Here is a 24,176-nt window from a genome sequence, read left to right as displayed (position 1 = left end):
GCCGACCGCCAAGGACGCCGAGGACACGAAGGACACGAGGAGACATGGTCCAGAACCTGAGCCAGAGCGCCGGGCAGGAGACCCGGGAACTGGTCGAGATGTCCTGGGATCCGATCACCCGGATCATCGGCAACCTCGGCATCCACACAAAGATCGACTTCGCCAACCGGGAAGTCGTCGAGTGCCGGAGCACCTCGTCGCTGTTCCGCGGCTACAGCGTCTTCATGAAGGGCAAGGACCCGCGCGACGCGCACTTCATCACCAGCCGGATCTGCGGCATCTGCGGCGACAACCACGCCACCTGCTCGGTCTACGCGCAGAACATGGCCTACGGGGTCAAGATGCCCCACCTGGCCGAATGGATCGTCAACCTCGGCGAGGCCGCCGAGTTCATGTTCGACCACACGATCTTCCAGGACAACCTGGTGTTCGTCGACTTCTGCGAGCAGATGGTCAAGGAGACGAACCCGAGCCTGCTGCACCGCGCGGAGAACACCGCCGCGCCCCGGTCCGACGAGCACGGGCACCGCACGATCGCCGACATCATGCGCGCGTTCAACCCGTTCACCGGCGGCATGTACCGCGAGGCGCTGCAGATGAGCCGGCTCACCCGGGAGATGTTCTGCCTGATGGAGGGGCGGCACGTGCACCCCTCCACCCTGTACCCGGGCGGGGTGGGCACGGTCGCCACGCCGCAGCTCTTCAGCGACTACCTGGCCCGGCTGCTGAAGGTGCTGGACTTCGTGAAGAAGGCCGTCCCGATGAACGACGACCTGTTCGACTTCTTCTACGCGGCGCTGCCCGGCTACGAGGAGGTCGGCCGGCGGCGCATCATGCTGGGCTGCTGGGGCGCCTTCCAGAACCCGGACGTCGTCGACTACACCTACCGGAACATGCCCGAGTGGGGCCGCAAGCAGTTCGTCACCCCAGGGATCATCGTCGACGGGGAACTGGTCACCAACAGCCTGGTCGACATCAACGTCGGCATCCGCATCCTGCTGGGCAGCTCCTACTACGACGACTGGGAGAACGACGGCGAGGTGTTCGTCACCCGCGACCCGCTCGGCAACCCGATCGACCGGCGGCACCCGTGGAACCAGACCACGATCCCCCGCCCGCAGAAACGCGACCTCGGCGAGGGCGGCAAGTACAGCTGGGTGATGAGCCCCCGCTGGCTCGACCCGCGCACCGGCGACCTGCTGGCGCTGGACACCGGGGGCGGCCCGCTGGCCCGGCTGTGGTCCACCGCGCTGAACGGGCTGGTCGAGACCGACCTGATCCGGGCGACCGGGCACAGCGTCAAGATCACCCTGCCGAAGAGCGAGGGCAGCCCGGAGAAGCACCTGGAGTGGCACATCCCCAAGTGGTCCAACACCATCGAGCGCGACCGGGCCCGGGTCTACTTCATCGCGTACGCCGCGGCGGCGGCCTTCCACTTCGTGACGCAGGCGATGGACGAGGTGCGGGCCGGCCGGACCAAGGTCTTCCAGGACTTCGCGGTCCCCGACGACGCCATCGGCTGCGGCTTCCACGAGGCGGTGCGCGGGGTGCTGTCCCACCACCTGGTGATCCGGGACGGCAAGATCGCGAACTACCACCCGTACCCGCCCACCCCCTGGAACGCCAGCCCGCGGGACGTCCACGGCACCCCGGGCCCCTACGAGGACGCCGTCCAGGGGCTGCCGATCTTCGAGGAGAACGGCCCGGAGAACTTCAAGGGCATCGACATCATGCGCACGGTGCGCAGCTTCGACCCGTGCCTGCCGTGCGGGGTGCACATGTACCTCGGCGGCGGGCGCACCCTGAAGCGGCTGCACTCGCCGACGCTGGGCGCCGGAGCCTAGCCGTGGACGACCAGGCCGTACGCGCCCGGGTGGCCCGGATCGAGGAACTGCTCGGGCTGCTGGAGGACCGCTCCGACGACACCGCGCTGGAGGCGGTGCGGGCCCTGCTGGAGCTCTACGGGGAGGGGCTGGCGCGCGTCCTGCGGCACGTCCCCGACCCGGCCGCCTGCACCCGCGACGAGCTCGTGGCGCACCTGCTGGAGCTGCACGGCCTGCGCCCCGCGGCACCGCAGGCGTTCATCCCGCTGACCGCGCTCGGAGTGCGCGCATGACCCTGACCACCCCGCGGCTGGGCCGGCTGTCCCGGCGCCCGCCGGAACCGGAGCCGGAGCGGTGCGAGCTGTGCGCCGAGCCGCTGCCCGACCGGCACCGGCACCTGCTGGAGTCGCGCTCCCGCGAGCTGCGCTGCGCCTGCCGGGCCTGCACGGTGCTGTTCGACCGGCGGGAGGCGGGCGGCGGGTCGTACCGGCTGGTGCCCGACCGGTGCCGGTACCTGCCGGGCCTGGAGATCGACGACGCCTGGCGGGCGCTGGGCGTCCCGGTCGGGCTGGCGTTCGTGTTCCACGACTCGGCCGAGGACCGGCCGGTGGCCCGCTACCCGGGCCCGGCCGGGGCCACCGCGGCGGCGGTGCCCGCCGCGGCGTGGGAGTCGATCCGCGCGGCCCACCCGGTGCTGCGGGAGATGGCGCCCGACGTGGAGGCGCTGCTGGTGAACCGCGTCCGGGACGCGCGGGAGCAGTGGCTGGCCCCGATCGACGACTGCTACGCGCTGGCCGGCCTGGTCCGCGCCCGGCGGGGGCCGGCCGGCGGCGGGGAGACGTGGCGGGCGGTCGAGGAGTTCCTCGCGGACCTGCGCGAGCGGTCCGTGACCGTGGAGGACTAGGAGGCGACATGGCCAGGATTCGGGTGGGCCGGCCGGACGTGCGGCCGGACGCGCCGTCGCACGTCCGCGGCATCCGGGAGGGCAACGAGCCCGGCGGTTACGAGAAGACGCCGGGCCTGCGGCCCGACGGGACCGCGACCGCCCGCCGCTCCACGGGCATCAACCCCGGGGCGCGGGATCCGATCGACCCGAGCATGCCGAACCTCCCCCCGGCATGAGGCGGCCGGACATGGACACCATCGCCCCGCCCGGGCTGGCGATCGCCGTCGAGGACGCCGCCGTCCAGGAGTTCGCGGCCGTCCCCACGCTCCGGTTCACGCTGGCGCTGCGCGGCGAGGGGGAGATCCGCTCGGTCATGCTGCGCGCCCAGATCCGGGTGGCGGCGCCGCGGCGGTCCTACGACACCGCCACCCGGGAACGGCTCGCGGACCTGTTCGGCGCCCCGCACCAGTGGAGCACCACCCTGCGCAGCCTGCTGTGGACGCACACGCACCTGTCGGTCCCGGAGTTCTCCGGGGAGACCCGGGCCGACCTGCTCGTGGGCTGCACCTACGACTTCGACGCCGGGATCGTCACCTACTTCCGGGCGCTGGCGGAGGGCGACATCCCGCTGGAGTTCCTGTTCAGCGGGACGATCTTCTACTCCGGCCCGGACGGCGCCCTCCAGGCCGCCATGATCCCGTGGGACACCGAGGCGGAGTTCCGCCTGCCGGTCACCGCCTGGGACCAGCTGATCGACGCCTACTACCCGGGCACCGCCTGGCTGCGGCTGCGCCGCGACACGGCCGAGCGGCTGTCGGCGTACCGGACCTGGCACATGCTGGCCACCGTCGACGACGCGGTGGCGTCCCTGCTCGACGGCGGGTTGGACGGGGGGCCGCGATGAGCGACGAGGTGCGGGAGATCGCCGCCGCGCTGCTGTACGAGGGCTACCTGCTGTGGCCCTACCGCCGGTCGGCCCTCAAGAACGGCCGGCGCTGGACGTTCGGCGGGGTGCTCCCCGCGGCCTACGACCCGGGCCCCGGCGACGGCGACCGCTGCACCGTGCTGACCGAGTGCCTGGTCGAGGCGCCCGCGGGCCCGCTCGCCGTCGAGCTGCGGTTCCTGCACACCGTGCGGCGCGAGGTCCGCCGGCACGGCAGGCCGGTGGACGAGTTCACCGCGGCCGGCCGCCGGTACCTGCCCGGCGAGGAGGCCGTCGAGCGGACCGTGCGCGCGGTCGGCGCCGCCCGCACCGAGATCGAGGTCCCGGCCGGCGAGGCCGCCGAGCGGCTGCCCGGCGGCGGGTCCGTCGTCCGCTCCTGGCAGGGGCTGCACGGCACGATGGCGGTCCTGACCCGCCCGATCCTCGACGACGTGCACGTGGTGACGGTGGAGGTGCGCAACACCACCCCGGGCGACTTCCCCAGCCGGGACGCCGCGCTGCCGTGCGCGTTCAACTCGGCGCACCTGATCATCACCGCGGGCGGGCGGTTCCTCTCCCTGGCCGACCCGCCGGAGCGGCTGCGCACCGCCGCCGCGAGCTGCCGCAACGTCGGCCTGTGGCCGGTGCCGGCCGGGACCGGCGGCGACACGGCACTGGCCGCCCCGATCATCCTCCCGGACCATCCGCGGGTCGCCCCGGAGAGCCCCGGGGACCTGTTCGACGCCACCGAGATCGACCAGTTGCTGACCCTGGGCCTGCTGTCGCTGGGCGAGGAGGAGCGCCGGGAGATCCGGGACGGCGACCCCCGGGCGCGGGAGATCCTCGACCGGATCGCCGCGCTCTCCCCCGAGGACCTGATGCGGCTGAACGGCGTGATCCGCGAGTTCCGCCCGCTACGAGAGGCGTGAAACGCCATGAGGACGAAGGAGACAGGTGGACTTCTGGGCTGAGATGGCGGGCAGGGGGCCGGAGACGGCCCTGGTGGGAGGTGCCGAGGTACGGGCGGGCAGCCGGGTCCGGCTGCGCCCCCAGGGCCGGGCCGACCTGCTCGACCTGGCACTGGACGGCCGGATCGCGGTGGTGGAGTGCGTCGAGCACGACGACACCGGGGCGGTCAGCCTCGCGGTGACGGTCGAGGACGATCCCGGACGCGACCTGGGCGACGCGCGGATGCCCGGGCACCGGTTCTTCTTCTCCCCCGCCGAGGTCGAACCGGTGGCCGACGACGGGCCGCGGATCCTGGTGGCCGGCATCGGCAACGTGTTCCTCGGCGACGACGGGTTCGGCGTCGAGGTGGTGCGCGAGATGGCCCGCCGCCCGCAGCCGCCCGGGGTGGACGTCGTCGACTTCGGTATCCGCGGCATGGACCTGCTGTACGCGCTGCAACGCGACTACGACGCCGTGGTGTTCGTCGACGCCGCCCCGCGCGGCGAACCGCCCGGCACGGTCTCCCTGCTGGAGCCCGACCACCCGGCGGCGGGGAACGCGGCGTCGATGGAGACCCACGGCATGGACCCGGTCGCGGTGCTGCGGCTGGCCCGGGAGATCTGCCGGATCCCCGCCCGCGCGCTGGTCGTGGCGTGCGAGCCGGGGGCCCTGCCCGGCGAGGCGTCCGGGGACGTCGTCGTGGGGCTGAGCGAGCCGGTGCGGGCGGCGGTTCCGGCCGCCGCCCGGCTGGTGGAGTCACTGCTGGACGAGCTGAGAAGGAACCGCGATGGGAACGAAGACGCGCACGGCGATGGTGCTGGTCGGGCTGGGCACGGGGGCGGCGATCGCCGTCCAGTGGCCGGAGATCCGGCGGTACATGAAGATGCGGCGGATGTGAGCCACGATGCATGAGCTGGGAATCTGCGAACCGCTGGTGACGGCGGTGGAGGAGAGCGCGGCGGGCCGCACGGTCACCGGGGTCCGCGTCCGGGTGGGGGCGCTGCACGCGGTGGCGCCCGACGCGTTCGACCAGGCCTTCACGGTGGCCGCGCGGGGCACCGTGGCCGAGGGCGCCGAGATCGACCTGGTGGTGGTCCCGGCGCTGGTCTGCTGCGCCGAGTGCGGCGCCCGGACGGAGGCCGCCGAGCCCCATCCGGCGTGCCCGGTGTGCGGCAGCTCGAACGCCGAGGTCTCCGGCGGCGACGACCTCGTCCTGGAATCGATCCGGGTCCGGGAGGTGGCCGCCGATGTGCCTGGGGATCCCCGGTGAGCTGATCGCGTTCCACGACGATCCGCCCGACCTGGCGACCGTGGACGTGAGCGGCGTCCGCCGGAAGATCAATATCGCCCTGCTGGCCGAGGAGGAGCTGCGGCCCGGTGACTGGGTGCTCGTCCACGTCGGGTTCGCGATGTCCCGGATCTCCGAGTCGGAGGCCCGGGCCGTCCTGGACTTCCTCGAGGAGATGGGGCCGGCCTACGACGACGAGCTCGCGGCGCTGCGCGACTCCGCCCGCGACTCCGCCCGTGACGAAGGCGAGCTGCTGGCGTTGCGGGACTCCATGCGGGCCGGGCTGAACCCCGACGACCTGCGCGCACTACGGGACTGAGAGGAGGGACGTTGCGCTACGTCGACGAGTACCGCGACGCGGGGAAGGCCCGGGCGCTGGCCGCCCGGATCGCCGGGCTGTGCGAGCCGGGCCGGACGTACCGGCTGATGGAGGTGTGCGGCGGCCACACCCACACGATCTACAAGCACGGCCTGGAGGACCACCTGCCCGAGGCGGTCGAGCTGGTGCACGGTCCGGGCTGCCCGGTGTGCGTCATCCCGATGGGCCGGGTGGACGACGCCATCGCGATCGCCGCGGAACCCGACGTGATCATGACGTCGTTCGGTGACATGATGCGGGTGCCGGGCGGGAACGGCTCGTTCCTGGACGCCAAGGCGGCCGGCGCCGACATCCGCATGGTCTACTCGCCGCTGGACGCGCTGAAGATCGCCCGGGCCGAGCCCGACCGCCGGGTGGTGTTCATGGGCATCGGGTTCGAGACCACCGCGCCGTCCACCGCGATGACCGTGAAACGCGCCGCGGCGGAGGGCCTGGCGAACTTCTCGGTGTTCTGCAACCACGTGATGATCATCCCGGCGATCAAGGCGATCCTGGACTCGCCCGACCTGCGGCTGGACGGGTTCCTGGGCCCCGGCCACGTGTCGACCGTGATCGGCTGCCGGCCGTACGAGTTCATCGCCCGCGACCACGGCCGGCCGCTGGTCTGCGCCGGGTTCGAGCCGCTGGACGTCCTCCAGGCGGTCTACCTGGCGATGCGGCAGCTCGCCGAGGGCCGGGCCGAGGTGGAGAACCAGTACGCCCGGGTGGTGCCGTGGGACGGGAATCCGGTGGCGCTGCGGGCGATCGGCGAGGTGATGGAGCCGCGCCCCTACTTCGAGTGGCGCGGGCTGGGGATCATCTCGCACTCCGCGCTGCGGATGCGCGACACCTACGCGCAGCACGACGCCGAGCGGATCTTCGACCTGCCCGGGGTGCGGGTCGCCGACCCCAAGGCGTGCCAGTGCGGCGAGGTGCTCAAGGGGGTGCTCAAGCCCTGGGAGTGCAAGGTCTTCGGCACCGCCTGCACCCCCGAGACACCGATCGGGACGTGCATGGTCTCGTCCGAGGGGGCCTGCGCCGCGTACTACAACTTCGGCCGGTTCAGCCGGGAACGGTTCAGGGAGACGAGCGCGCCATGACGGTGGAGGAGTCCCGGGAACGGGAGGTGCTGGACCGGATCGAACGGGCCCGGCGCCGCCGCCCCCGGGTGCGGGAGGAGCGGATCACGCTCGCGCACGGCGCGGGCGGCAAGGCCACGCACGCGCTGATCGACGCGGTGTTCCTGGAGGCGTTCCGCAACCCGGCGCTGGAGGCGCTGGCGGACGGGGCCGCGGTGCGGGCGGGCGGCACCCGGCTGGCCTTCACCACCGACTCCTACGTGGTGTCGCCGCTGTTCTTCCCCGGCGGCGACATCGGCGACCTGGCCGTCAACGGGACGGTCAACGACCTGGCCGTGTGCGGGGCCCGGCCGCTGTACCTGTCCGCGGCGTTCGTCGTCGAGGAGGGCTTCCCGGTCGAGGACCTGCGCCGGATCGCCGACTCGATGGGCGCCGCCGCCCGCGCCGCCGGGGTCGAGGTGGTCACCGGCGACACCAAGGTGGTGCAGCGCGGCAAGGGCGACGGCTGCTACGTCACCACCGCCGGGATCGGGGTGCTGGAGCGCCCGGCGGAGCTGTCCGCGACGCAGGTCCGGCCCGGGGACGCGGTGCTGGTGTCCGGCCCGGTCGGCGACCACGGCGTCACCATCATGCTGGCCCGGGGCGGGCTGGACATCGAGGCGAACCTGGTCTCCGACACCGCCCCGCTGCACGGCCTGGCCGGCGCGCTGCTGGACGCCGCGCCCGGCGCCCGGGTGCTGCGCGACGCCACCCGGGGCGGGGTCGCCACCGTCCTCAACGAGATCGCCACCACCGCCGAGGCCGGGGTGGTGATCGACGAGGCGGCGGTCCCGGTGCGTCCCGAGGTGGCCGGCGCCGGGGAACTGCTCGGCATCGACCCGCTCTACGTCGCCTGCGAGGGCCGCCTGGTCGCCGTCGTCCCCGGAGAGCAGTCAGCCGTCGCCCTGGCGGCCCTGCACGCCCACCCGCTGGGCGCCGGCGCCGCCGTGATCGGCGAGGTCCGCGCCGACCCGCCCGGGCTGGTCCTCGCCCGGACGGCCTTCGGCGGCACCCGCATCGTGGACCTCCTGGTCGGCGACCCGCTACCCCGCATCTGCTAAGCCGGGGATCACCCGCCGCGGCGAACGGCCCGGCAGCCGCACAGGTGATCGTTGAGGATAGGTGGGGCTGGAGCACCGTCCATCCTCAACGATCACGGCGGCGACCGGTTGAGCCTTGTCGGACCTTCCCGGAAGACTAGGCGGAATGAGACGTACCACCTCGCCCCGGAGGGCCGCCTGATGGCGAACCCTCGCTTCGACCGGGCGCTGGAGTCGATGCGGAGCCCGGACCCGCTGGCCCGGGAGCGGGGGTTCGACTTCCTGCGCGAGCACGCCGACGCCTACGTCGACGACCTTCTCGCCGCGTTCGACCGGGAACCCGCGGACGACCCGCTCCGCTGCCAACTGCTGGAACTGGTCGCCGAGGCCCGCTCGCCGCGGGCGCTGCCCGTCCTCGCCGCCCAGCTCGGCGGCTACGACGAGTCCCTGCAGTTCTGGGCGATCCGCGGGCTGGAGATGCTCGACACCCGCGAGGCCGAGGAGGAACTCGAACGCGCCCGCGTCGAGGGCTGGATCGTCTGACTCCCCGGTACCGGCCGGGCCCGGCAGGCCGAAGCCGCCTCGCGCACCCGATCCCTACCGCAGTGCCGGCCCAACAGGCTGAAGCCGCCTCCCGAAGGCGCATCGCCTGATCCCTACCTCGGTGCCGGCCCGGCAGGCCGAAGCCGCCTCTCGGAGCCGGATCGTCCCACCCCCTACCGCGGTGCCAGCCGCGGTCTCGTACTCCGGGGGCACGCGCTCCGACCTGCGCGGTGCGTAGCCTGACCCGGTATGACCGAGGGTCAGGCGGAGATCCAGAGCATGGCACGGCGCGTCGGGCGGGCGGTGGTGGCCGCGCTGCTGACCGGGGTCGCCGACCCCCCGCCGCCGGACCAGGAGTGGCCGGCGTGGCTGCGCTGGACCCGGCGGCTCGGCCTCCGCCGCGTCCGGTTCGGTTCCCTGGTGGGCGGGCTCGACCTGGTCCTCGCCCTGATCCTGACGCTCGGGACCTACGGCGCGCTGGACGCCGAGGTCCACAAGGTCGATCCCGACTACCCCCCGATCGGCCTCCTGCTGTACGCCGCGCTGCTGGCCGTGCCGATCGTGCTGCGCCACCGGCATCCGGTCGCCGCCTGGCGGATGGCCGCGCTGGCGGTGCTCTGGACGAGTCCCCGGCACATGCTGGACCTCCCCTACGTCCCCGGGGGAGTCATCGCCGTGCTGCTCTGCCTGTACTCGGTGGCGGTACGGGCGCCACGGGAGGTCACCCTCGGCGTCGGCGTCCTGTCCATCGCCGGCGCGTGGCTGATGGACCCGCCGACCGCGGTCTCCGCCACCCTGCTGCTCCTGGTGCCGCTGCTGCTCGGGTACACCGTCCGCCAGCGCCGCAGCGCCCAGCACGAGCTGGCCGAGCAGCGACGCCGGCACCGGGACGCCGAGGCGGTGCTGACCGAGCGGCAGCGCATCGCCCGCGAACTGCACGACGTGGTGGCGCACCACATGTCGATGATCGCCATCCAGGCCGAGGCGTCGCCGTACACCGTCCCCGAACTGCCGGACAGGACCCGGCAGGACCTCGCCGAGATCCGGGCCACCGCGCTGGCGGCGCTGACCGAGATGCGGCGGATCCTGGGCGTGCTCCGCAGCGAGGACGCCGCGGGCGACACCGCACCGCAGCCCGGCCTCGGCCGCCTCAACGACCTGGTCGAGGGCGCCCGGGCCACCGGCCTGACCATCGAGTCCGCAGTGGCCGGGCGGCCCCGGCCGCTCCCGCCCGGGCTCGACCTGTCGGCCTACCGGATCGTCCAGGAGGCGCTGAGCAACGCCATGCGCCACGCCCCCGGCTCCCGGGTCCAGGTCGAAGTCGGTTACGACCGCGCCGCGCTCCGGCTGAGGGTCGTCAACTCGGCGCCGCCCGCCGGGCCCACCCCGCGCCCGCATCCCGCCGGCGGCGGGCACGGCGTCATCGGGATGCGGGAGCGGGCCGCGATGCTGGGCGGCGAGCTCACCGCCGGGCCGACCCCGCAGGACGGCTTCGCCGTCGCCGCCGTGCTGCCGCTGGAGGGAGACGCGTGACCATCACCGTGGTGATCGTCGACGATCAGGGCATGGTGCGCAGCGGCTTCGGCGTGCTGCTCGACGCCCAGCCCGACATCGAGGTGGTCGGGGAGGCCGCCGACGGCGCGGCCGGGCTGCGCGAGGTCGCCCGGCTCCGCCCCGACGTCGTGCTGATGGACGTCCGGATGCCGGTGCTGGACGGGCTGGCGGCCACCCGGAAGCTGCTCGGCGAGCCCGGCGGGCCGAAGGTCCTCATGCTCACCACCTTCGACCTCGACGACTACGTGTACGAGGCGCTGCGCGCCGGGGCGAGCGGCTTCCTCCTCAAGGACGCCTCCGCCGCCGAACTCGCCGCGGCGGTCCGGGTGGTCGCCGCGGGCGACGCGCTGCTGTCCCCCTCGATCACCCGGCGGCTGATCGCCGAGTTCTCCCGGCTGGGCGCTCCCCGGGCCCCCTCCCGGGAGCGGCTGGCGGGCCTGACCGAACGGGAAACCGAGGTGCTGGCCCTGGTCGCCCGGGGGCTGTCCAACGGCGAGATCGCGGCCGAACTGGTGGTGGCCGAGCAGACGGTCAAGACCCACTTCGGCCGGATCCTGACGAAGCTGGGCCTGCGCGACCGCCCCCAGGCGATCGTCTACGCCTACGAAACGGGCCTGGTCCGCCCCGGCGACTAGACCGCACCTCGAAGCGAGCTCAGCGACCTCCCCGCGGCACCAGTACCGGCCACGCCCGCCCTCCAGCGCCTCCACCAGCGTGACCCTTCAGCATCCGAGGCGCCATAACGCCCTGGACGCTGAAGGATCAGTGTGCGTCCGCCTCTTGGAACGTGGTCCTTCGGCTTTTGCGGCGCTGTAGCGCCCTGGAGGATCTTTCATGGTGCGGAGCGGGTGCGTTGGTCCCCGTAGTACCCGGGTCGTAGCTGGAAGACGGCTCCCCGGACCGATCCGCGCTACAAGGCCGGATTCCTACCTTCCTGGTACCGCGACACCACGGCCGACCAGGAAGGACGTCCGACATGCGCCTCCCCCCGCACGCCGTCATGGCGATCACGGCCGTCGTGGCGGTCGTTCCGGCCGCCGGGGCGGCCCGGCCGGATCCCTATCCCGTGCCCCGCCCGCTGCCCGCGCTCTCGGCCACCACGATCGACGCCCGTTACGCCGCCGCGGACCGGGAGATCCGGTCCGCCCTGGAAGTCGCCGGGTGGGCGCGGGACACCGGCCGGGTCCGGGCGCTGACCGCGCTGCTGCGGCCGGGGCGGCGGTTCCTGTCCTTCGACGGGCGCGGGGACGGGCGCGCCGTCGAGGTGATCGGCGATCTCGCCAGGGCCGAGCGGGTGGCGGTCGTGGTGCCGGGGGCCGACAACTCCCTGGACAACTACGACGGCTCCTGGAAGTTCGTCGGAGGAGGCGCCCGGGCGCTGGGCGAGGAGGTGCGGCGGCTCGCTCCGGGATCGCGGACCGCCGTCGTCGCCTGGCTGGGCTACGACCCGCCCGCCACGTCGAGCTTCGCCGTCCTCGGCACCCGGCGGGCCGACGCGGGGGCCCGCGAGCTGCGCCGGTTCGTCGCCGGGCTGCGCCGGGGCGGTCGGGCGCGGATCGGGTTGCTGTGTCACAGCTACGGCTCGGTCGTCTGCGCCCGCGCCCTGCCGGGCCTGCCCGTGGACGACGTCGCCCTGTACGGCAGTCCCGGCACCACGGCCCGCTCGGCCGCCGGGCTGCGGACCCCGGCACGGGTCTGGGCCGGCCGGTCCTCAGGCGACTGGATGGCTTACATCCCGCATATCCGGGTGTTCGGAGCGGGGTTCGGTGCTGATCCGGTCTCCCCCGCTTTCGGCGCCCGGATCTTTGCCGCCGGGTCCGGCACGCACGCCGACTACCTGCGTCCCGGCACCCGCTCGCTCCGCAACCTGGCCCTGATCGCGCTGGGCCACGTCCCCGAACCCGCCTGAACCGGTACGCCGCGACCACGCGGCGCACGAACCGCACCGCCCGACATCTGACCGCCCTGCCCGCCAACCGACTGGCCTGCCACCGCCTGGCCCGCTGACCACCTAGCCCACTGACCGCCCAGCCCGCTGACCGCCCAGCCCGCTGACCGACGACGACCTGGAGGACGACCGTGCCCGGTTCCGCCCCGCCCGCCCCACCGAAGGGCCTGGTGGCCCGCATCGAGGCCATGACCCCGCCGGGCCGGGACCGCACGGTGGACGCGCTGCGCGCCCTGGCGATCCTCGGCGTCGTCGCCGGCCACTGGCTGGTCACCGCGCTCGTGGTGACCGGCGACGGCCGGCTCCGGGTGGCCAGCCCGCTGGCGTCCGTGCCCGCCTTCGTCCCGGTGTCCTGGCTGCTCCAGACGCTGGCGGTGTTCTTCCTGGTCGGCGGCTACTCCGCGGCGCGCGGCCGGCGGCAGGGCACCCCGTACCTCCCCTGGGCGCGGCGGCGCCTGACCAGGTTGCTCCGCCCGGTGCCCGCCCTGCTGCTCGGGTGGACACTCCTCACCACCGTGCTGTGGGCGGCCGGGTTCACGTCCGGCGAGTTGCGGCCGCTGGTCAAGCTCGTGCTCAGCCCGCTGTGGTTCCTGCTGGTGTTCGGCGCGCTCACCGCGCTCGCCCCGCTGGTGGTGGCGCTGTGGCACCGGCTGGGCCTGGCGGGGGTGCTGCTCCCGCTCGGGGTGACGGCGCTGGTCGACGTGTGCCGGTTCGGGCCCGGGACGGCGGACGGGGACCCCTGGGGGTTCGGCGGCCCGGCCTGGCTCGGCTGGGCGAACGTGCTCGCCGGCTGGCTGGTCCCGTACTACCTGGGGGTGGCCTGGGCCGGCGGCGCGCTGGCCTCCCGGCGGGCCGCGGCCGCCCTGCTGGCCGGTGGCACGGCCGCCACGGCCGCCCTCGTCCTGTGGGCCGGTTACCCGGCGAGCATGGTGGGGGTCCCGGGCGAACCGGTCTCCAACCTGAACCCGCCCACCCTCGCCGCCATGACCTTCGGGGCCGCCCAGGTCGGCCTGGCCCTGCTCGCCCGGGACCGACTGGCCCGGTGGACGCGCCGGCCCCGCGTGTGGGCCGGGGTGGCACTGGCCAACATGTCGGCGATGACGGTGTTCCTGTGGCACCAGACCGCGATGATGGCCGTCGCGCTGATCGCCCTGCCCTGCGGCGTCCTGCCCGGCCTGCACACCGCCCCCGACGGCGCGGGCTGGGCGGCGGCCCGGCTGCTCTGGCTGCCCGCGTTCGCCACCGCCCTGGCCGCCCTCTGGTTCGCCTTCCGCCGCCTCGAACACGGCCGATCCCGATAACGCCGAGCCGGGCCCGGGCGGATTCCACCGCCCCGGCGGTCCGCATCCCGCGACTCGGCCGGTCCCGATGACCACGAACGGGCCCGGGGGCACTGCCCGACCCCACCACCGCGGCGGCCCGCACCACACGTTCCGGCCGGTCGCCGGGGCGACGGGCCGGCCGGGTCTGTCCCGGACGGCTGGCCACCTTGTGGACCGGGGCGAGACGGCCGTGGACTCCTGGCGTGACGCCACACCGCGTCACCCGCCGGACGGGCGTGGACCCGTTCGCGGCGGTGCCCCACCGGCTGCCCGTCTCAAGGAGGGACACATGCAGCAGACCACCACCCGGCCCCTCTCCGGTGGGTCGAGGCCCGCCACCCCGGTGCGCAAGGCGTCCAGGAGGAGGCGGCGGGCGCTGACCGGCTCGCTGGTCATGGCCGCGACGGCCGGGGCGCTGGTGCTCACGCCGGGAACGGCCCACGCGTACCCCGTCGAGAGCACACGGCACTGCATGGGAGACCAGGTCGAGCGGTGCGCCTGGATCAACTACGACCCGGCGAACAACCGCATCCGCGGCTACGCCACCGTGCGGGACGTCCCCGGCAGGACCAGCTACACCGTGGATGTCTTCTACGTCCGGATCCTGCAGTGCAACTCCCAGGGCGGGAACTGCACCACCGAGGTGGTCAACACCTACAACGGTGACGCGGGCGGTTCCGGATCCTCCGACACCGGATCCAGCGGCCTCATGCAATGCGGTTACGGCGCGGTGGTCCGCGCCGAGGCCGGGGTCGGCTGGCACGCCCCCGGCGAGGTGTGGACCGTCGGGCTCCCGGTGAGTCACACCTTCCGCTGCTGAACCCGGCGCCCTGCCGGGCGGCCGGTCCCGGCCGCCCGGCAGGGGTTCCACGGGTCGCAGGCCCGGCGCCCGCCCTTGCGGCCGCGCGGCCCTACGAGGGGGTCCGTTCGGGTTGCCTGGGCGCCGTGAAGGTGCGGGCGAGGAAGTCCCGGATGATCGGGGTGGCCTCGTCGAGATGCGATTCCAGGAGGAAGTGGCCGCCGTCGAGAAGGTGGATCTCGGCGTCGGGGAGGTCGCGCATGAAGGCCCGTGCCCCGTCCGGGCCGAAGATCTCGTCGTTGCGCCCCCAGACGGCGAGCAGCGGCACCCGCGAGGAGCGGAAGTAGTCGTGCACGGCCGGGTACAGGGCCACGTTCGAGGGATAGTCCGCGAACAGGGCGAGCTGGATCTCCGGGTTGCCCGGGCGGCTGACCTGGTAGTAGTCGTGCATCCAGGTGTCCGGGCTGACGACCGCCGGGTCCGGCACGCCGTGGGTGTACTGCCAGCGGATCATGTCCAGGCTCAGCGCGTCCAGCAGTGGCACGGCGTTCTCCGGCGTGCGGTGCCCGGCGTAACGCCACAGCGGCTCCCAGAACGCCGGGACGAAACCCTCGTCGTAGGCGTTGCCGTTCTGCGTGATGACCGCGGTGACGTGCTCCGGGTGCCGCAGCGCCAGGCGCCAGCCCACCGGGGCGCCGTAGTCCTGCACGTAGAGGGCGTAGTCGTGCAGGCTGAGGTCGGTGAGCAGGGCGTCGACCACGTCGGTCAGCCCGTCGAAGGTGTAGTCGAACTCGTCCGTCCGCGGCGCCCCGCTCAGCCCGAAGCCGATGTAGTCGGGCGCCACGACGTGGTAGTCCTCGGCCAGCCGCGGGATCAGGTCGCGGAACATGAACGAACTCGTCGGCGTCCCGTGCAGCAGCACGACGCCCGGTCCCCCCGGATCCCCCGCCTCCCGGTAGAAGACATCCAGCCCGTTCACCCGAGTGGTGTGGTGACGCGTCACAGCCATGAGCAACCCCCGATGCTCTTCGCCCGCCACCGCCGGTGAACGGCACGCCCACCGGCGTGGTCAGCCCGATGGCGGTCCGGCAGGCGGCCGGAACCGGGCACTTGAGCCACACCCGATCCGCACCCGCCTACACCTTGCTGTCCAGGAACAACTACTAGTTACCACTTTGCTGGAACTTATCCCTGACGAGCGGCGACAACCGGGCCGGCTGTGGGAGAACGCCGAGCGGGCCGTGGCCGCGTGGGAGCGCCACGGCCGCCCCGCCCAGGACAGTTACCTTCTCACCATCGCCCCGCAGGGCCAGACCGTGACCGGCCCGGTGTGAACTGGAGCATGGCCGGGCTAGAAGCCCGATCCGGCCCGCTTCACACGGTCCAGAAGGGCGGCGAAGCCCTCGGGGGAGAGAGTTAGATAGCCGGCGGCGGGGGCCTTGCTATCGCGCACGCCGATGTTTCCGGCGAGATTCGCAACCTCCACGCAGGCTCCGCCACTGGTGTTGCTGCGACTGGACTTGCGCCACTTGCTCATCGGTGACTCTCCAGCATGCCGGCCTTGATCCGGTGGAGGATGTCGGCGAAGTCTGCCGCCGGGAAGACCAGGGCGGGGCCGTCTGGATCCTTGGAATCCCGAAGCGCCACGTGGGAGGCGAGCCCTGCCAACTCGACACAGTTCCCGCCCGTGTCTCCGCTGCGACTGCTCCTGCGCCACCGGGCGGCCGACAGGTCCGGCGTGTTCATAGACCCTCCACGATGCGATGAAGCAAGGACAGGGACTCGTCGGCGCTCATCGCCGCCCTCCCAGGACAAGTATCTCCTCACCGTCGCCCCGCAGGGCCAGACCGTGACCGGCCCGGTGTGAACCGGAGCGTGGCCAGGCTAGAAGCCCGATCCGGCCCGCTTCACACGGTCCAGAAGGGCGGCGAAGCCCTCAGGGGAGAGAGTGAGGTGGCCGGCATCGGGGGCCTTGCTGTCGCGCACGCCGATGTTTCCGGCGAGGTTCGCGATCTCCACGCAGGCTCCGCCACTGGAGTTGCTGCGACTGGACTTGCGCCACTTGCTCATCGGTAGCTCTCCATCGCTTTCTCGATCAGGGCCCGTGACGGGCCCACGGGGGCTGCCATGTCGCCGATGCGGTCGAACCGCACCGCAATGTTGTGCACCTCGGCCAGATCGCGGATCAACCGCCCGCCGTGGGGGGCGTCCGCGTAGCCGATGTCCCTATCATCCACCGTAAAGAGCATGCAGGAACCGTCCAGTCCCACATGAGCCGCGGAGCCCTGCTCCACCACTCGCACGCTGACGTTGGGGAGTTCTCCCACTTCGAGCAGGCGGGCCAGTTGCTCCCGCATCACTTTCGCGCTTCCCACCGGCTGCGCGAGCACGGTCCAATTCAGGAGGACCGAGATGTACGGCGGCTTGGGGCGGCCGAAAACCGCCGCCTGGCGAGACATTCTCTTTTCCAGAGCGGCTTCCGGGTCGTCGACTATGCCCACGGCCAAGGCCGCCCGCGCGTAGTCGGGGGTTTGGAGCAGACCGGGAACCCACGAAACCTCCCACATCTTGATTCTTGTTGCGTACGCCTCGTACTCGGTCAGGCCGATGAACCAGTCCTCGCTGTTCTTGGACTTCGCGTAATGAACAAGTCGGGCAAATAGCCCTTCCGTCCCCCATTCGCGGTCGAGGATCTTGGCGTGCTTGATTGGAAGCTTGAGGATCCCGGATTCGTACCTGGAAACAGTGGAGCGGTCGCAGTCGAGTACCACCCCCAGTCGAGAGCCGGAGAGCCTGTTCAGCTCGCGCTGTCTGCGCAGTTCAACGGCTATGAGATGCCACAGGGAGCGGTCGGGGTCGAGCAGTTCTCGGACGGTGGTCATCACTCCTCCAGCGTTGCGATCGGTTCGGGAACGTAGCGACATTACTTCTCCTCCCGCCACTCTGTGTCGTAATTCGCAGAGATTTTCGGGAGATGCCGATGACGGCCACAAGGAGCAACATCATCTATTGCCGGGACGTTCTCGCAAGCAAGGCGGTGGCGGGTCTGGCGCGTTCAGCCGTGACCGAAGTCCTGCTGAACATCGGCCTTCCCCACGCCGTGGACGACGGAATTCTGATCATGGCCGAATTGGTGAACAACGCCGTGGCCGTCACGCCGCCGGGTGGCATCATCCGGCTCTTCGCCGGGCCCCGGATGGAAGGGATCGTCATGGCCGTCTGGGACGCGGACGACCGGATTCCCAAGCCCGGCCCGCCCCCGGCCATCACCGCGGAATCGCTCGATCTCCGACCGGAGAACTTCGACCGGAACGGTGGCTGGGGTCTCGGTATCGTCGCCACGCTCGCCCGCGAGTGCTGGATCGAGCGGACCCGTCCCGGCAAGTGGGTCTGTGCCTCGCTCGATGCCTGACCCCGGCGGGCCGCGTACCCTCGCGGAGGTGCGACTCGACCTGATCACGATCGTCGTGGACGACTACGACCGAGCCATCGAGTTCTTCACCGGCCCCCTGGGATTCGACCTGGTCGAGGACGCGCCGTCGCTGACGAACGACGGCCGTCCGAAACGCTGGGTCGTCGTCCGGCCGCCGGGCGCCGAAACCGGAATCCTGCTCGCCCGGGCGGACGGCGAACGGCAGACCGCCGCCGTCGGCGACCAGGTCGCCGGCCGTGTCGGCTTCTTCCTCCGGGTGGACGACTTCGACGCCGCCCACGCACGGATGAGCGCGGCCGGCGTCGAGTTCGTCACCCCACCGCGCACCGAGCCCTACGGCCGGGTCGCCGTGTTCCTCGACCTCGCCGGCAACCGCTGGGACCTGCTCGGTCCCACCTGAAGAACGGCGATCCCCACCCGGCGAACGCCCCGGTCGAAACCCCGACCTCAACGCAGAGCGCCCCGGCAACGTTAAAGATCCTTCAGCATCCGGCGCGCTATGGCGCCCTGGATCCTGAAGGATCACCACTGCTTAGGCTCTGACCAGGTGATCCTTCAGCTTTCAGGGCGCCACGGCACCTCGGATGCTGAAGGATCAGCTGTGTATTTCTTCGCTGGAGGTGGGCGGCCCGCCCCGCCTCGCGATGGTGCGCCGCCGGGCTGGGGATGGCGAGCCCTGTCAGCCGGTTGAGGGACCGATCACTTGAGGGAGGGGTCGGCGCCGCATTCGAACAATCTCTGTACGACGTATAATGTACGGCGTACAGAGATTGATGACGGGCTCCAGGGAGGGCACTTGAAGATCACCGCTTCGGCCGTGTCGTTGAACGTGGAGGACGTCGAGGCGTCCAGCGGCTTCCTCGTGCGGCACTTCGGGTTCCAGGTCGTGATGAGCGCCGACGGGTTCGCGTCGCTGACCCGGGACGACGCGGGCATGAACGTCATCTACCTGCGGCGCGGGCTGCCGACACTGCCCGCCGACCAGCGCGACGACCACGCCGGCGGGCTGATCCTCGCGTTCACGGTGGACGACCTGGAGGGCGAACTGGCCCGGCTGGAGGGCGAGGGCGTCACCATCACCATGCCGCTGACCGCCGAGGAGTGGGGCGAGCGCGCCTTCCAGGTGCGGGACCCCAACGGCGTCATCGTCCAGCTCGTCGACTGGAACGCGCCCGCCGACGGCTGAACCGCCCGTCCCGGTGCGCCCGCCCGACCACGGGAGCGCCCTCCGGCGAGCGTTCTCCCGTCACCCCCGCCCGCAGCGGGCCGCGGCGACGGCGGCCTGGCCGAGGCTCAGGCCGCCGTCGCCCGGCGGGACGCGGGTGTGGGTGAGGACGCGCAGGCCCCGGCGCTCCAGCCGCTCGACGGTCAGGCCCAGCAGCAGCACGTTCTGGAAGACACCGCCGGACAGCGCGACCGTGGCCAGGCCAGTGCGGTCGCGAAGGATCTCGACGGTGCGGGCGATCGCGTCCGCCAGGCCGCGGTGGAACCGGGCCGCGATCACCCCGGCGGTCGCCCCAGCGAGCAGGTCGTCAACCGCGGCCCGGAACAGGTCGGTGCCGCGGACCACCAGCGGATCCCCTTCGGCAACCTCCGCCGGGTAGGCGCCGGGCTCGGCGGGGTCGGCGCACTGCTCCAGGTCGATCGCGGCCTGACCCTCGTAGGTCACCGTGTCGCGCAGGTCGAGCACGGCGGCCACGGCGTCGAACAGGCGGCCGGCGCTGGACGTCCACGGGGCGCGCGTCCCCCGGCGGGCCAGCAAGGTCACCAGCCGCCACCGCTCGCCGTGCCGGACGGCCACGGGCAGGTCCGGGGCGTTCGCGCCGCAGGCGGCGAGCAGGTAGGCGGCGGCCATCCGCCAGGGCTCGCGGACCGCCGCGTCGCCGCCGGGCAGCCGGACGGGCTCCAGGTGCGCGACGCGCTCGAAGCCGGCGAGGTCCGCGACCAGGAACTCGCCGCCCCAGACCGTCCCGTCGAGGCCGTGGCCGGTGCCGTCGAACGCGACGCCCAGCACCGGGCCCGCCGCCCCGTTGTCGGCCAGGCAGGACGCGATGTGCGCGTGGTGGTGCTGGACGCCGACGGTCTCGACACCGTCCAGCTCCAGCGCGTACCCGGTGGACGGGTAGCCGGGGTGCAGGTCGTGCGCCACCACCTCGGGCCGGATGCCGAACAGCAGCCGGAAATGCTCGATCCCCTCGGTGAACGCCCGGTAGGTGGCGTGGTCGGCCAGGTCACCGACGTGCGGGGACAGGAACGCGCGCCGCCCCCGCGCCAGGCAGAAGGTGTTCTTCAGCTCGCCGCCGCAGGCCAGCACCGGGCGGGCGGCCGGCACCGGCAGCGGCACCGGCTCGGGGGCGTACCCCCGGGAGCGCCGGACGGGCAGCTCCCGGCCGCGGAAGATCCGCACCACCGAGTCGTCGGCGCGGGCGTGGATCGGCCGGTCATGGGCGAGGACGCCGTCCACCAGCCCGGCCAGCCGCGGCACCTCCTCGTCCAGGTGAACGATCGGCTCGGACGCGACGTTCGCGCTGGTCAGCACCATCGGGCGGCCCAGCTCCCGGGCGAGCAGGTGGTGCAGCGGCGTGCTCGGCAACATCACCCCCAGCTCCCGCCGGCCGGGCGCCACCGAGGGCGCCACCGGCGCGGCGGGACGGCGCGGCAGCAGCACGATCGGCCGGCGCCGCCCGGCCAGCACCGGCAGCGCCCCGGTCACCCCCTCGCACAGCTCGCGGACGGCGTCCGCGTTCGCCGCCAGCAGCGCGAACGGCTTGTCCGGCCGGCGCTTGCGGGCCCGCAGCGCCGCCACGGCGGTCTCGTCGGACGCGTCCACGGCCAGGTGGTACCCGCCCAGCCCCTTGACCGCCAGCACCGCCCCGGCCGCCAGCAGCCGTGCGGCCTCGGCAACCAGGTCACCCGCCACCCCGACCCCCCGCGAGGGGGCCGTCCCGGTGGCCGGGTCGGCCATCGCGCCGGCGCCTGGCAGCCAAGCAGCCGGGTCACCCCCCACCCCGGCACCCGGTGACCGGGCCGCCCCCGTGGCCGGGTCGCCGGTCGCTCCGGCACCCGGCGGCCGAGCAGCCCCGATGGCCGGGGCGTCCGCCACCTCGGCGCCCGATGACCGGGCCGTCCCGACACCCGGCGGCCAAGCGGCCTCGACGGCCAAGCCGCCCGTCGCCCCGGCACCCGGTGACCGGGCGGCCAGGTCGCCGGGCTCCCGGACGGTCAGTTCGAGGCGGGGCCCGCAGCGGGGGCAGCAGGTGGGCTGGGCGTGGAAGCGGCGGTCGGCCGGGTCCGCGTACTCGTGGCGGCAGTCGTCGCACAGCGCGAAACCCACCATGGTGGTCCGGGCGCGGTCGTAGGGGACGCCGGTGACGACGGTGAAGCGCGGGCCGCAGCCGGTGCAGTTGGCGAAGGGGTGCCGGTACCGGCGGTCGGCGGGGTCGAGCACCTCGGCGAGGCAGGCGACGCAGGTGGCGGTGTCGGCGGAGATGAGCGTCCGGCCGGGCCCGCCGTCCCCGCTGGGGACGATGGTGAAGCCGGGGAGGCCGGCCGGCGGCAGGTCCTCCACCTGGATGCGCTCGACCACGGCCAGCGCCGGGGGGCCGGTCTCCAGGCCGGCCAGCAGCCGGTCCAGCGCACCGCGGTCGCCCTCGGCGTCGATGAGCACGCCGCCGGGGTCGTTGCGCACGCTGCCCCGAACGCCCAGCCGGGTGGCCAGCCCGTACACGAACGGCCGGAAGCCGACGCCCTGGACGATCCCCTCGACCCGGATGCGTTGACGCGCGCTCATGCGGCCTGAACCGCTTCCCACAGCACGTGGTACAGGGTGGTCTGCGCCTCCTGGATCCGGTGCACCGAGGACGAGGGCACCACGAACAGGTGGTCCACCCGGTCGCGCATCCGGCCGCCGTCGTACCCGGCGAAACCCACGGTGATCATCCCCATCCGGCCGGCCTCGCCCAGCGCGCGGATCACGTTCGCGGAGTCGCCGCTGGTCGACAGCCCGACGGCGATGTCGCCCGCCCGGCCCAGCGCGGCAAGCCGCCGGGCGAAGACGACCTCGAAGCCGATGTCGTTGCCGAGCGCGGTGATGACGGCGACGTCGCTGGTCAGAGCGAGTGCGGGCAGCGGCCGGCGGCCGGGGCCAGGGTTGGCGAACAGCTCCGCGAGCGCGTGCCCGTCAGTGCCACTGCCGCCGTTGCCGAAAGCGAACAGCCGGCCGCCCGCGGCGAACGCGCGGGCGAGCGCGGCAGCGCACCCGGCCAGCCGGTCCGCGTGCAGTCGGCCCGTCTCCTCACGGAGCGCGACGATCTCCCGGGCCTTCTCCGCGGTGGAGCCCGCGACCTCCGCCAAGACTTCCTCGACGCCGGGCGCGGCCGCGTACAGGCCGGGGTACAGGGTCTCGTGGGTCATCGGTCTCCCTCGATCCGGGCGATGGCCTCGCCGGCGTGCACCAGGACCAGGTCACCGGGCCGGACGTCCACCAGCGCCACGCTGATCTCCGCCGGGCCGGCGCCCGTGTCGGCCCGGGCGAGGCCGTCGCCGAGCAGGTCCACGACCCGTGCCGGGACGGCCGCGTCGGAACAGGTGAAGCAGCTGCCTTCGGGACTCACGGGGCGGGCCCCCGGTGGGCACGGCCCGCCGGCTGGTGACCTGTTGCCTCCGGGGATCACGGGGCGGGCTCCGCGGCGAGCCGGCCCGGCCGCTCCAGGAAGACGTGCACCAGCTCCCACAGCAGGTGGTAGGCGGTCACCACGATCTCCTTCACCACCCGGGGATCGGCGGAGTCCACCACCAGCGCGTGGTCGGCCGGCATGGGCCCACCGCCCAGCGCGACCGTGAGCAGGCCACGGTCCCGGGCGGCGGCCAGCCCCCGGCGGACGTTCTCGCACCGCCCGTCCGGGGAAAGCCCGACAGCGATGTCGGCGGGCTCGGCCAGCGGGTACAGCTGGGCCGCGTACACCTGGTCGAAGCCGGCGGTGCGGGCGACGCCGGTCAGGACGCCGGGGTCGGCCGCCAGCGAGATCGCGGGCAGCGCGCGCCGGCCCACCGTCACCGGGTGCGCGAACTCGACGGCGAGGTGCGCCGCGTCCGTGGCCTGCGCGCCGTTACCGAAGGCGATCATCTTCCCGCCGTCCTGGAACCGGGCCGCCATGGCGTGACAGGCGCGGGCGATCCGGTCGGCCTCGCCGGCAAGCGCCAGCCCGGGTGCGGACCGGCGGGCAAAGGCTTCGGCGATCATGGGACCCTCCCTGTTGGCTTGGCGCTCGTTCCTCGCGCTGGTCGCGACGCCTCCGACGCGCCGTCTTCCCTCGTCGCAGCGAAGATCGCTCGTACCTCACGATCTTCACCACTCCTCAGTCCAGACGACACGGGCACCGCTCCCTGCTTGTTTGGCTCGCTTCGCTCGCTGGTCACGGCGCCTCCGGCGCGCCGTCTTCCCTCGTCGCAGCGAAGATCGCTCGTACCTCACGATCTTCACCACTCCTCAGTCCAGACGACGCGGGCGCCGCTCCCTGTTGGCCTGGCGCTCGTTCCTCGCGCTTGTCGCGGCGCCTCCGGCGCGCCGTCTTCCCTCGTCGCAGCGAAGATCGCTCGTACCTCACGATCTTCACCACTCCTCAGTCCAGACGACGCGGGCGCCGCTCCCTGTTGGCCTGGCGCTCGTTCCTCGCGCTTGTCGCGGCGCCTCCGGCGCGCCGTCTTCCCTCGTCGCAGCGAAGATCGCTCGTACCTCACGATCTTCACCACTCCTCAGTCCAGACGACGCGGGCGCCGCTCCCTACTGGTCTGGCTCGCTTCGCTCGCTGGTCACGGCGCTCTTGGCACCGCTCCCTGCCGGCTTGGCGCTCGGGGCGGTGCGGCGGCCCTGGCGTGCCGGCCGAGGTAGTAGTCGAGCCGGCGGCGCGTCTCGGCCAGGGCGTCGCCCCGGCTGCGCAGCAGTGCGTCGCCGCGTTCGGTCAGGTGGTAGGTGCGCCGGGCCGGGCCGATGTCGGAGAGTTCCCACTCCGAGCGGACCATCCCGGCCTGCTCCAGCGCGCGCAGCCTGCGGTACACGGCGGTGGGCTCGCCGTCGGCGACGCCGAACGGGCCAAGCCGTTCGTACAGGTCGTAGCCGTGGGCGGGCCGCTCCCGGAGCAGCAGGAGCAGGCAGCACTGGAGGAAGTTCCTCGGCTCGCCGTCACGCACGGATA

The 24,176-nt window shown here is 73.2% G+C and carries 31 protein-coding genes; 21 read left to right on the top strand and 10 right to left on the bottom strand.

Annotation, left to right across the window (positions count from 1 at the left end; all coding sequences use genetic code 11):
- Window positions 1–44: 44 nt before the first annotated feature.
- The 17 genes from DPM19_RS07980 to DPM19_RS07900 all read left to right on the top strand — a co-directional run bounded on the left by DPM19_RS07980 (window position 45) and on the right by DPM19_RS07900 (window position 14,570).
- Window positions 45–1,844 carry a nickel-dependent hydrogenase large subunit gene (locus DPM19_RS07980; RefSeq protein WP_111864235.1) on the top strand — a complete coding sequence of 600 codons (1,800 nt, stop codon included), beginning with the start codon at window positions 45–47 and terminating at the stop codon, window positions 1,842–1,844.
- A 2-nt stretch (window positions 1,845–1,846) separates the two neighbouring features.
- A complete protein-coding gene (locus DPM19_RS07975) occupies window positions 1,847–2,116 on the top strand; it encodes a hypothetical protein (protein ID WP_111864233.1) in 270 nt (89 codons plus the stop codon).
- Window positions 2,113–2,727: a DUF5947 family protein gene (locus DPM19_RS07970; RefSeq protein WP_111864230.1), complete on the top strand. Its 615-nt coding sequence runs from the start codon at window positions 2,113–2,115 to the stop codon at window positions 2,725–2,727. Before DPM19_RS07975 ends, DPM19_RS07970 begins: the two co-directional genes overlap by 4 nt.
- An 8-nt stretch (window positions 2,728–2,735) precedes the next feature.
- Entirely contained in the window at window positions 2,736–2,945 is a 210-nt protein-coding gene (locus DPM19_RS07965; protein WP_111864227.1) for a hypothetical protein, read from the top strand.
- A gap of 11 nt (window positions 2,946–2,956) precedes the next feature.
- Window positions 2,957–3,613 (top strand): DUF6084 family protein, encoded by a 657-nt coding sequence (locus DPM19_RS07960; RefSeq protein ID WP_111864224.1) that lies wholly within the window; start codon window positions 2,957–2,959, stop codon window positions 3,611–3,613.
- Window positions 3,610–4,560, top strand: coding sequence for a hypothetical protein (locus DPM19_RS07955; RefSeq protein WP_111864221.1), 951 nt, complete (start codon window positions 3,610–3,612; stop codon window positions 4,558–4,560). The genes DPM19_RS07960 and DPM19_RS07955 overlap by 4 nt, the downstream gene beginning before the upstream one ends.
- Window positions 4,561–4,585: 25 nt before the next feature.
- Complete coding sequence (locus DPM19_RS07950; RefSeq protein ID WP_199484918.1) at window positions 4,586–5,491, top strand: hydrogenase maturation protease; 906 nt, start codon at window positions 4,586–4,588, stop codon at window positions 5,489–5,491.
- Window positions 5,484–5,849, top strand: a complete 366-nt coding sequence (locus tag DPM19_RS07945; protein ID WP_111864218.1) for a hydrogenase maturation nickel metallochaperone HypA/HybF — start codon at window positions 5,484–5,486, stop codon at window positions 5,847–5,849. Before DPM19_RS07950 ends, DPM19_RS07945 begins: the two co-directional genes overlap by 8 nt.
- Window positions 5,827–6,186, top strand: a complete 360-nt coding sequence (locus DPM19_RS37035; RefSeq protein WP_111864215.1) for a HypC/HybG/HupF family hydrogenase formation chaperone — start codon at window positions 5,827–5,829, stop codon at window positions 6,184–6,186. Before DPM19_RS07945 ends, DPM19_RS37035 begins: the two co-directional genes overlap by 23 nt.
- An 11-nt stretch (window positions 6,187–6,197) precedes the next feature.
- Window positions 6,198–7,325, top strand: coding sequence for a hydrogenase formation protein HypD (hypD, locus tag DPM19_RS07935; RefSeq protein WP_111864212.1), 1,128 nt, complete (start codon window positions 6,198–6,200; stop codon window positions 7,323–7,325).
- Window positions 7,322–8,404: a hydrogenase expression/formation protein HypE gene (hypE, locus tag DPM19_RS07930; protein ID WP_111864209.1), complete on the top strand. Its 1,083-nt coding sequence runs from the start codon at window positions 7,322–7,324 to the stop codon at window positions 8,402–8,404. The genes hypD and hypE overlap by 4 nt, the downstream gene beginning before the upstream one ends.
- Window positions 8,405–8,584: 180 nt before the next feature.
- On the top strand, window positions 8,585–8,926 hold the full coding sequence (locus tag DPM19_RS07925) for a HEAT repeat domain-containing protein (protein WP_111864206.1): 342 nt from the start codon (window positions 8,585–8,587) through the stop codon (window positions 8,924–8,926).
- 249 nt (window positions 8,927–9,175) lie between these two features.
- A complete protein-coding gene (locus DPM19_RS07920) occupies window positions 9,176–10,459 on the top strand; it encodes a sensor histidine kinase (RefSeq protein ID WP_111864203.1) in 1,284 nt (427 codons plus the stop codon).
- Window positions 10,456–11,115, top strand: a complete 660-nt coding sequence (locus DPM19_RS07915; protein WP_111864201.1) for a response regulator — start codon at window positions 10,456–10,458, stop codon at window positions 11,113–11,115. The genes DPM19_RS07920 and DPM19_RS07915 overlap by 4 nt, the downstream gene beginning before the upstream one ends.
- Window positions 11,116–11,456: 341 nt before the next feature.
- Window positions 11,457–12,389, top strand: a complete 933-nt coding sequence (locus DPM19_RS07910) for an alpha/beta hydrolase (RefSeq protein WP_111864198.1) — start codon at window positions 11,457–11,459, stop codon at window positions 12,387–12,389.
- A gap of 170 nt (window positions 12,390–12,559) precedes the next feature.
- Entirely contained in the window at window positions 12,560–13,729 is a 1,170-nt protein-coding gene (locus tag DPM19_RS07905) for an acyltransferase family protein (protein ID WP_233509969.1), read from the top strand.
- 310 nt (window positions 13,730–14,039) lie between these two features.
- On the top strand, window positions 14,040–14,570 hold the full coding sequence (locus DPM19_RS07900) for a hypothetical protein (protein WP_111864196.1): 531 nt from the start codon (window positions 14,040–14,042) through the stop codon (window positions 14,568–14,570).
- A 91-nt stretch (window positions 14,571–14,661) separates the two neighbouring features.
- Here DPM19_RS07900 and DPM19_RS07895 read toward each other — a convergent pair whose 3' ends face one another.
- Window positions 14,662–15,528, bottom strand: coding sequence for an alpha/beta fold hydrolase (locus tag DPM19_RS07895; RefSeq protein WP_407642493.1), 867 nt, complete (start codon window positions 15,526–15,528; stop codon window positions 14,662–14,664).
- 196 nt (window positions 15,529–15,724) lie between these two features.
- Here DPM19_RS07895 and DPM19_RS35170 point away from each other — a divergent pair, with 196 nt between their 5' ends.
- Entirely contained in the window at window positions 15,725–15,883 is a 159-nt protein-coding gene (locus DPM19_RS35170) for a hypothetical protein (RefSeq protein WP_158566724.1), read from the top strand.
- Window positions 15,884–15,900: 17 nt separating this feature from the next.
- On the opposite strand, the gene DPM19_RS07890 is transcribed toward DPM19_RS35170, so the two are convergent.
- From DPM19_RS07890 to DPM19_RS07875, 4 genes are all read right to left on the bottom strand, one after another.
- Window positions 15,901–16,086 (bottom strand): DUF397 domain-containing protein, encoded by a 186-nt coding sequence (locus DPM19_RS07890; RefSeq protein ID WP_111864192.1) that lies wholly within the window; start codon window positions 16,084–16,086, stop codon window positions 15,901–15,903.
- Window positions 16,083–16,295 (bottom strand): DUF397 domain-containing protein, encoded by a 213-nt coding sequence (locus tag DPM19_RS07885; protein ID WP_111864189.1) that lies wholly within the window; start codon window positions 16,293–16,295, stop codon window positions 16,083–16,085. Before DPM19_RS07885 ends, DPM19_RS07890 begins: the two co-directional genes overlap by 4 nt.
- Before the next feature lie 138 nt (window positions 16,296–16,433).
- The gene (locus tag DPM19_RS07880) at window positions 16,434–16,619 is read right to left on the bottom strand and encodes a DUF397 domain-containing protein (protein WP_111864186.1); all 186 of its coding nucleotides are present in this window, start codon (window positions 16,617–16,619) and stop codon (window positions 16,434–16,436) included.
- Complete coding sequence (locus DPM19_RS07875) at window positions 16,616–17,431, bottom strand: helix-turn-helix domain-containing protein (protein WP_111864183.1); 816 nt, start codon at window positions 17,429–17,431, stop codon at window positions 16,616–16,618. Before DPM19_RS07875 ends, DPM19_RS07880 begins: the two co-directional genes overlap by 4 nt.
- Window positions 17,432–17,523: 92 nt before the next feature.
- On the opposite strand from DPM19_RS07875, the gene DPM19_RS07870 reads away from it, so the two are divergent.
- From DPM19_RS07870 to DPM19_RS07860, 3 genes are all read left to right on the top strand, one after another.
- Window positions 17,524–17,961, top strand: coding sequence for an ATP-binding protein (locus DPM19_RS07870; RefSeq protein WP_146778770.1), 438 nt, complete (start codon window positions 17,524–17,526; stop codon window positions 17,959–17,961).
- A 28-nt stretch (window positions 17,962–17,989) separates the two neighbouring features.
- Entirely contained in the window at window positions 17,990–18,382 is a 393-nt protein-coding gene (locus DPM19_RS07865; protein ID WP_111865004.1) for a VOC family protein, read from the top strand.
- Between the two features lie 396 nt (window positions 18,383–18,778).
- The gene (locus DPM19_RS07860; protein WP_111864177.1) at window positions 18,779–19,168 is read left to right on the top strand and encodes a VOC family protein; all 390 of its coding nucleotides are present in this window, start codon (window positions 18,779–18,781) and stop codon (window positions 19,166–19,168) included.
- A 60-nt stretch (window positions 19,169–19,228) separates the two neighbouring features.
- Here the strand turns inward: DPM19_RS07860 and hypF are convergent, their stop codons facing one another.
- The 5 genes from hypF to DPM19_RS07835 all read right to left on the bottom strand — a co-directional run bounded on the left by hypF (window position 19,229) and on the right by DPM19_RS07835 (window position 24,171).
- Window positions 19,229–21,772: a carbamoyltransferase HypF gene (hypF, locus tag DPM19_RS07855; RefSeq protein WP_111864175.1), complete on the bottom strand. Its 2,544-nt coding sequence runs from the start codon at window positions 21,770–21,772 to the stop codon at window positions 19,229–19,231.
- On the bottom strand, window positions 21,769–22,395 hold the full coding sequence (locus DPM19_RS07850) for a D-sedoheptulose-7-phosphate isomerase (protein WP_111864172.1): 627 nt from the start codon (window positions 22,393–22,395) through the stop codon (window positions 21,769–21,771). Before DPM19_RS07850 ends, hypF begins: the two co-directional genes overlap by 4 nt.
- Entirely contained in the window at window positions 22,392–22,595 is a 204-nt protein-coding gene (locus tag DPM19_RS07845) for a HypC/HybG/HupF family hydrogenase formation chaperone (RefSeq protein ID WP_111864170.1), read from the bottom strand. Before DPM19_RS07845 ends, DPM19_RS07850 begins: the two co-directional genes overlap by 4 nt.
- 56 nt (window positions 22,596–22,651) lie before the next feature.
- Entirely contained in the window at window positions 22,652–23,224 is a 573-nt protein-coding gene (locus DPM19_RS07840; protein ID WP_111864167.1) for a D-sedoheptulose-7-phosphate isomerase, read from the bottom strand.
- 569 nt (window positions 23,225–23,793) lie between these two features.
- The gene (locus DPM19_RS07835) at window positions 23,794–24,171 is read right to left on the bottom strand and encodes a helix-turn-helix transcriptional regulator (RefSeq protein ID WP_158566723.1); all 378 of its coding nucleotides are present in this window, start codon (window positions 24,169–24,171) and stop codon (window positions 23,794–23,796) included.
- Between the last annotated feature and the right edge of the window lie 5 nt (window positions 24,172–24,176).

It is taken from the genome of Actinomadura craniellae (assembly GCF_003289645.1).
GTDB classification, from domain to species: Bacteria; Actinomycetota; Actinomycetes; order Streptosporangiales; family Streptosporangiaceae; genus Actinomadura_D; species Actinomadura_D craniellae.
Note: the sequence above shows the minus strand (reverse complement) of the source record. Positions and strands in the feature narration are given on the sequence as shown.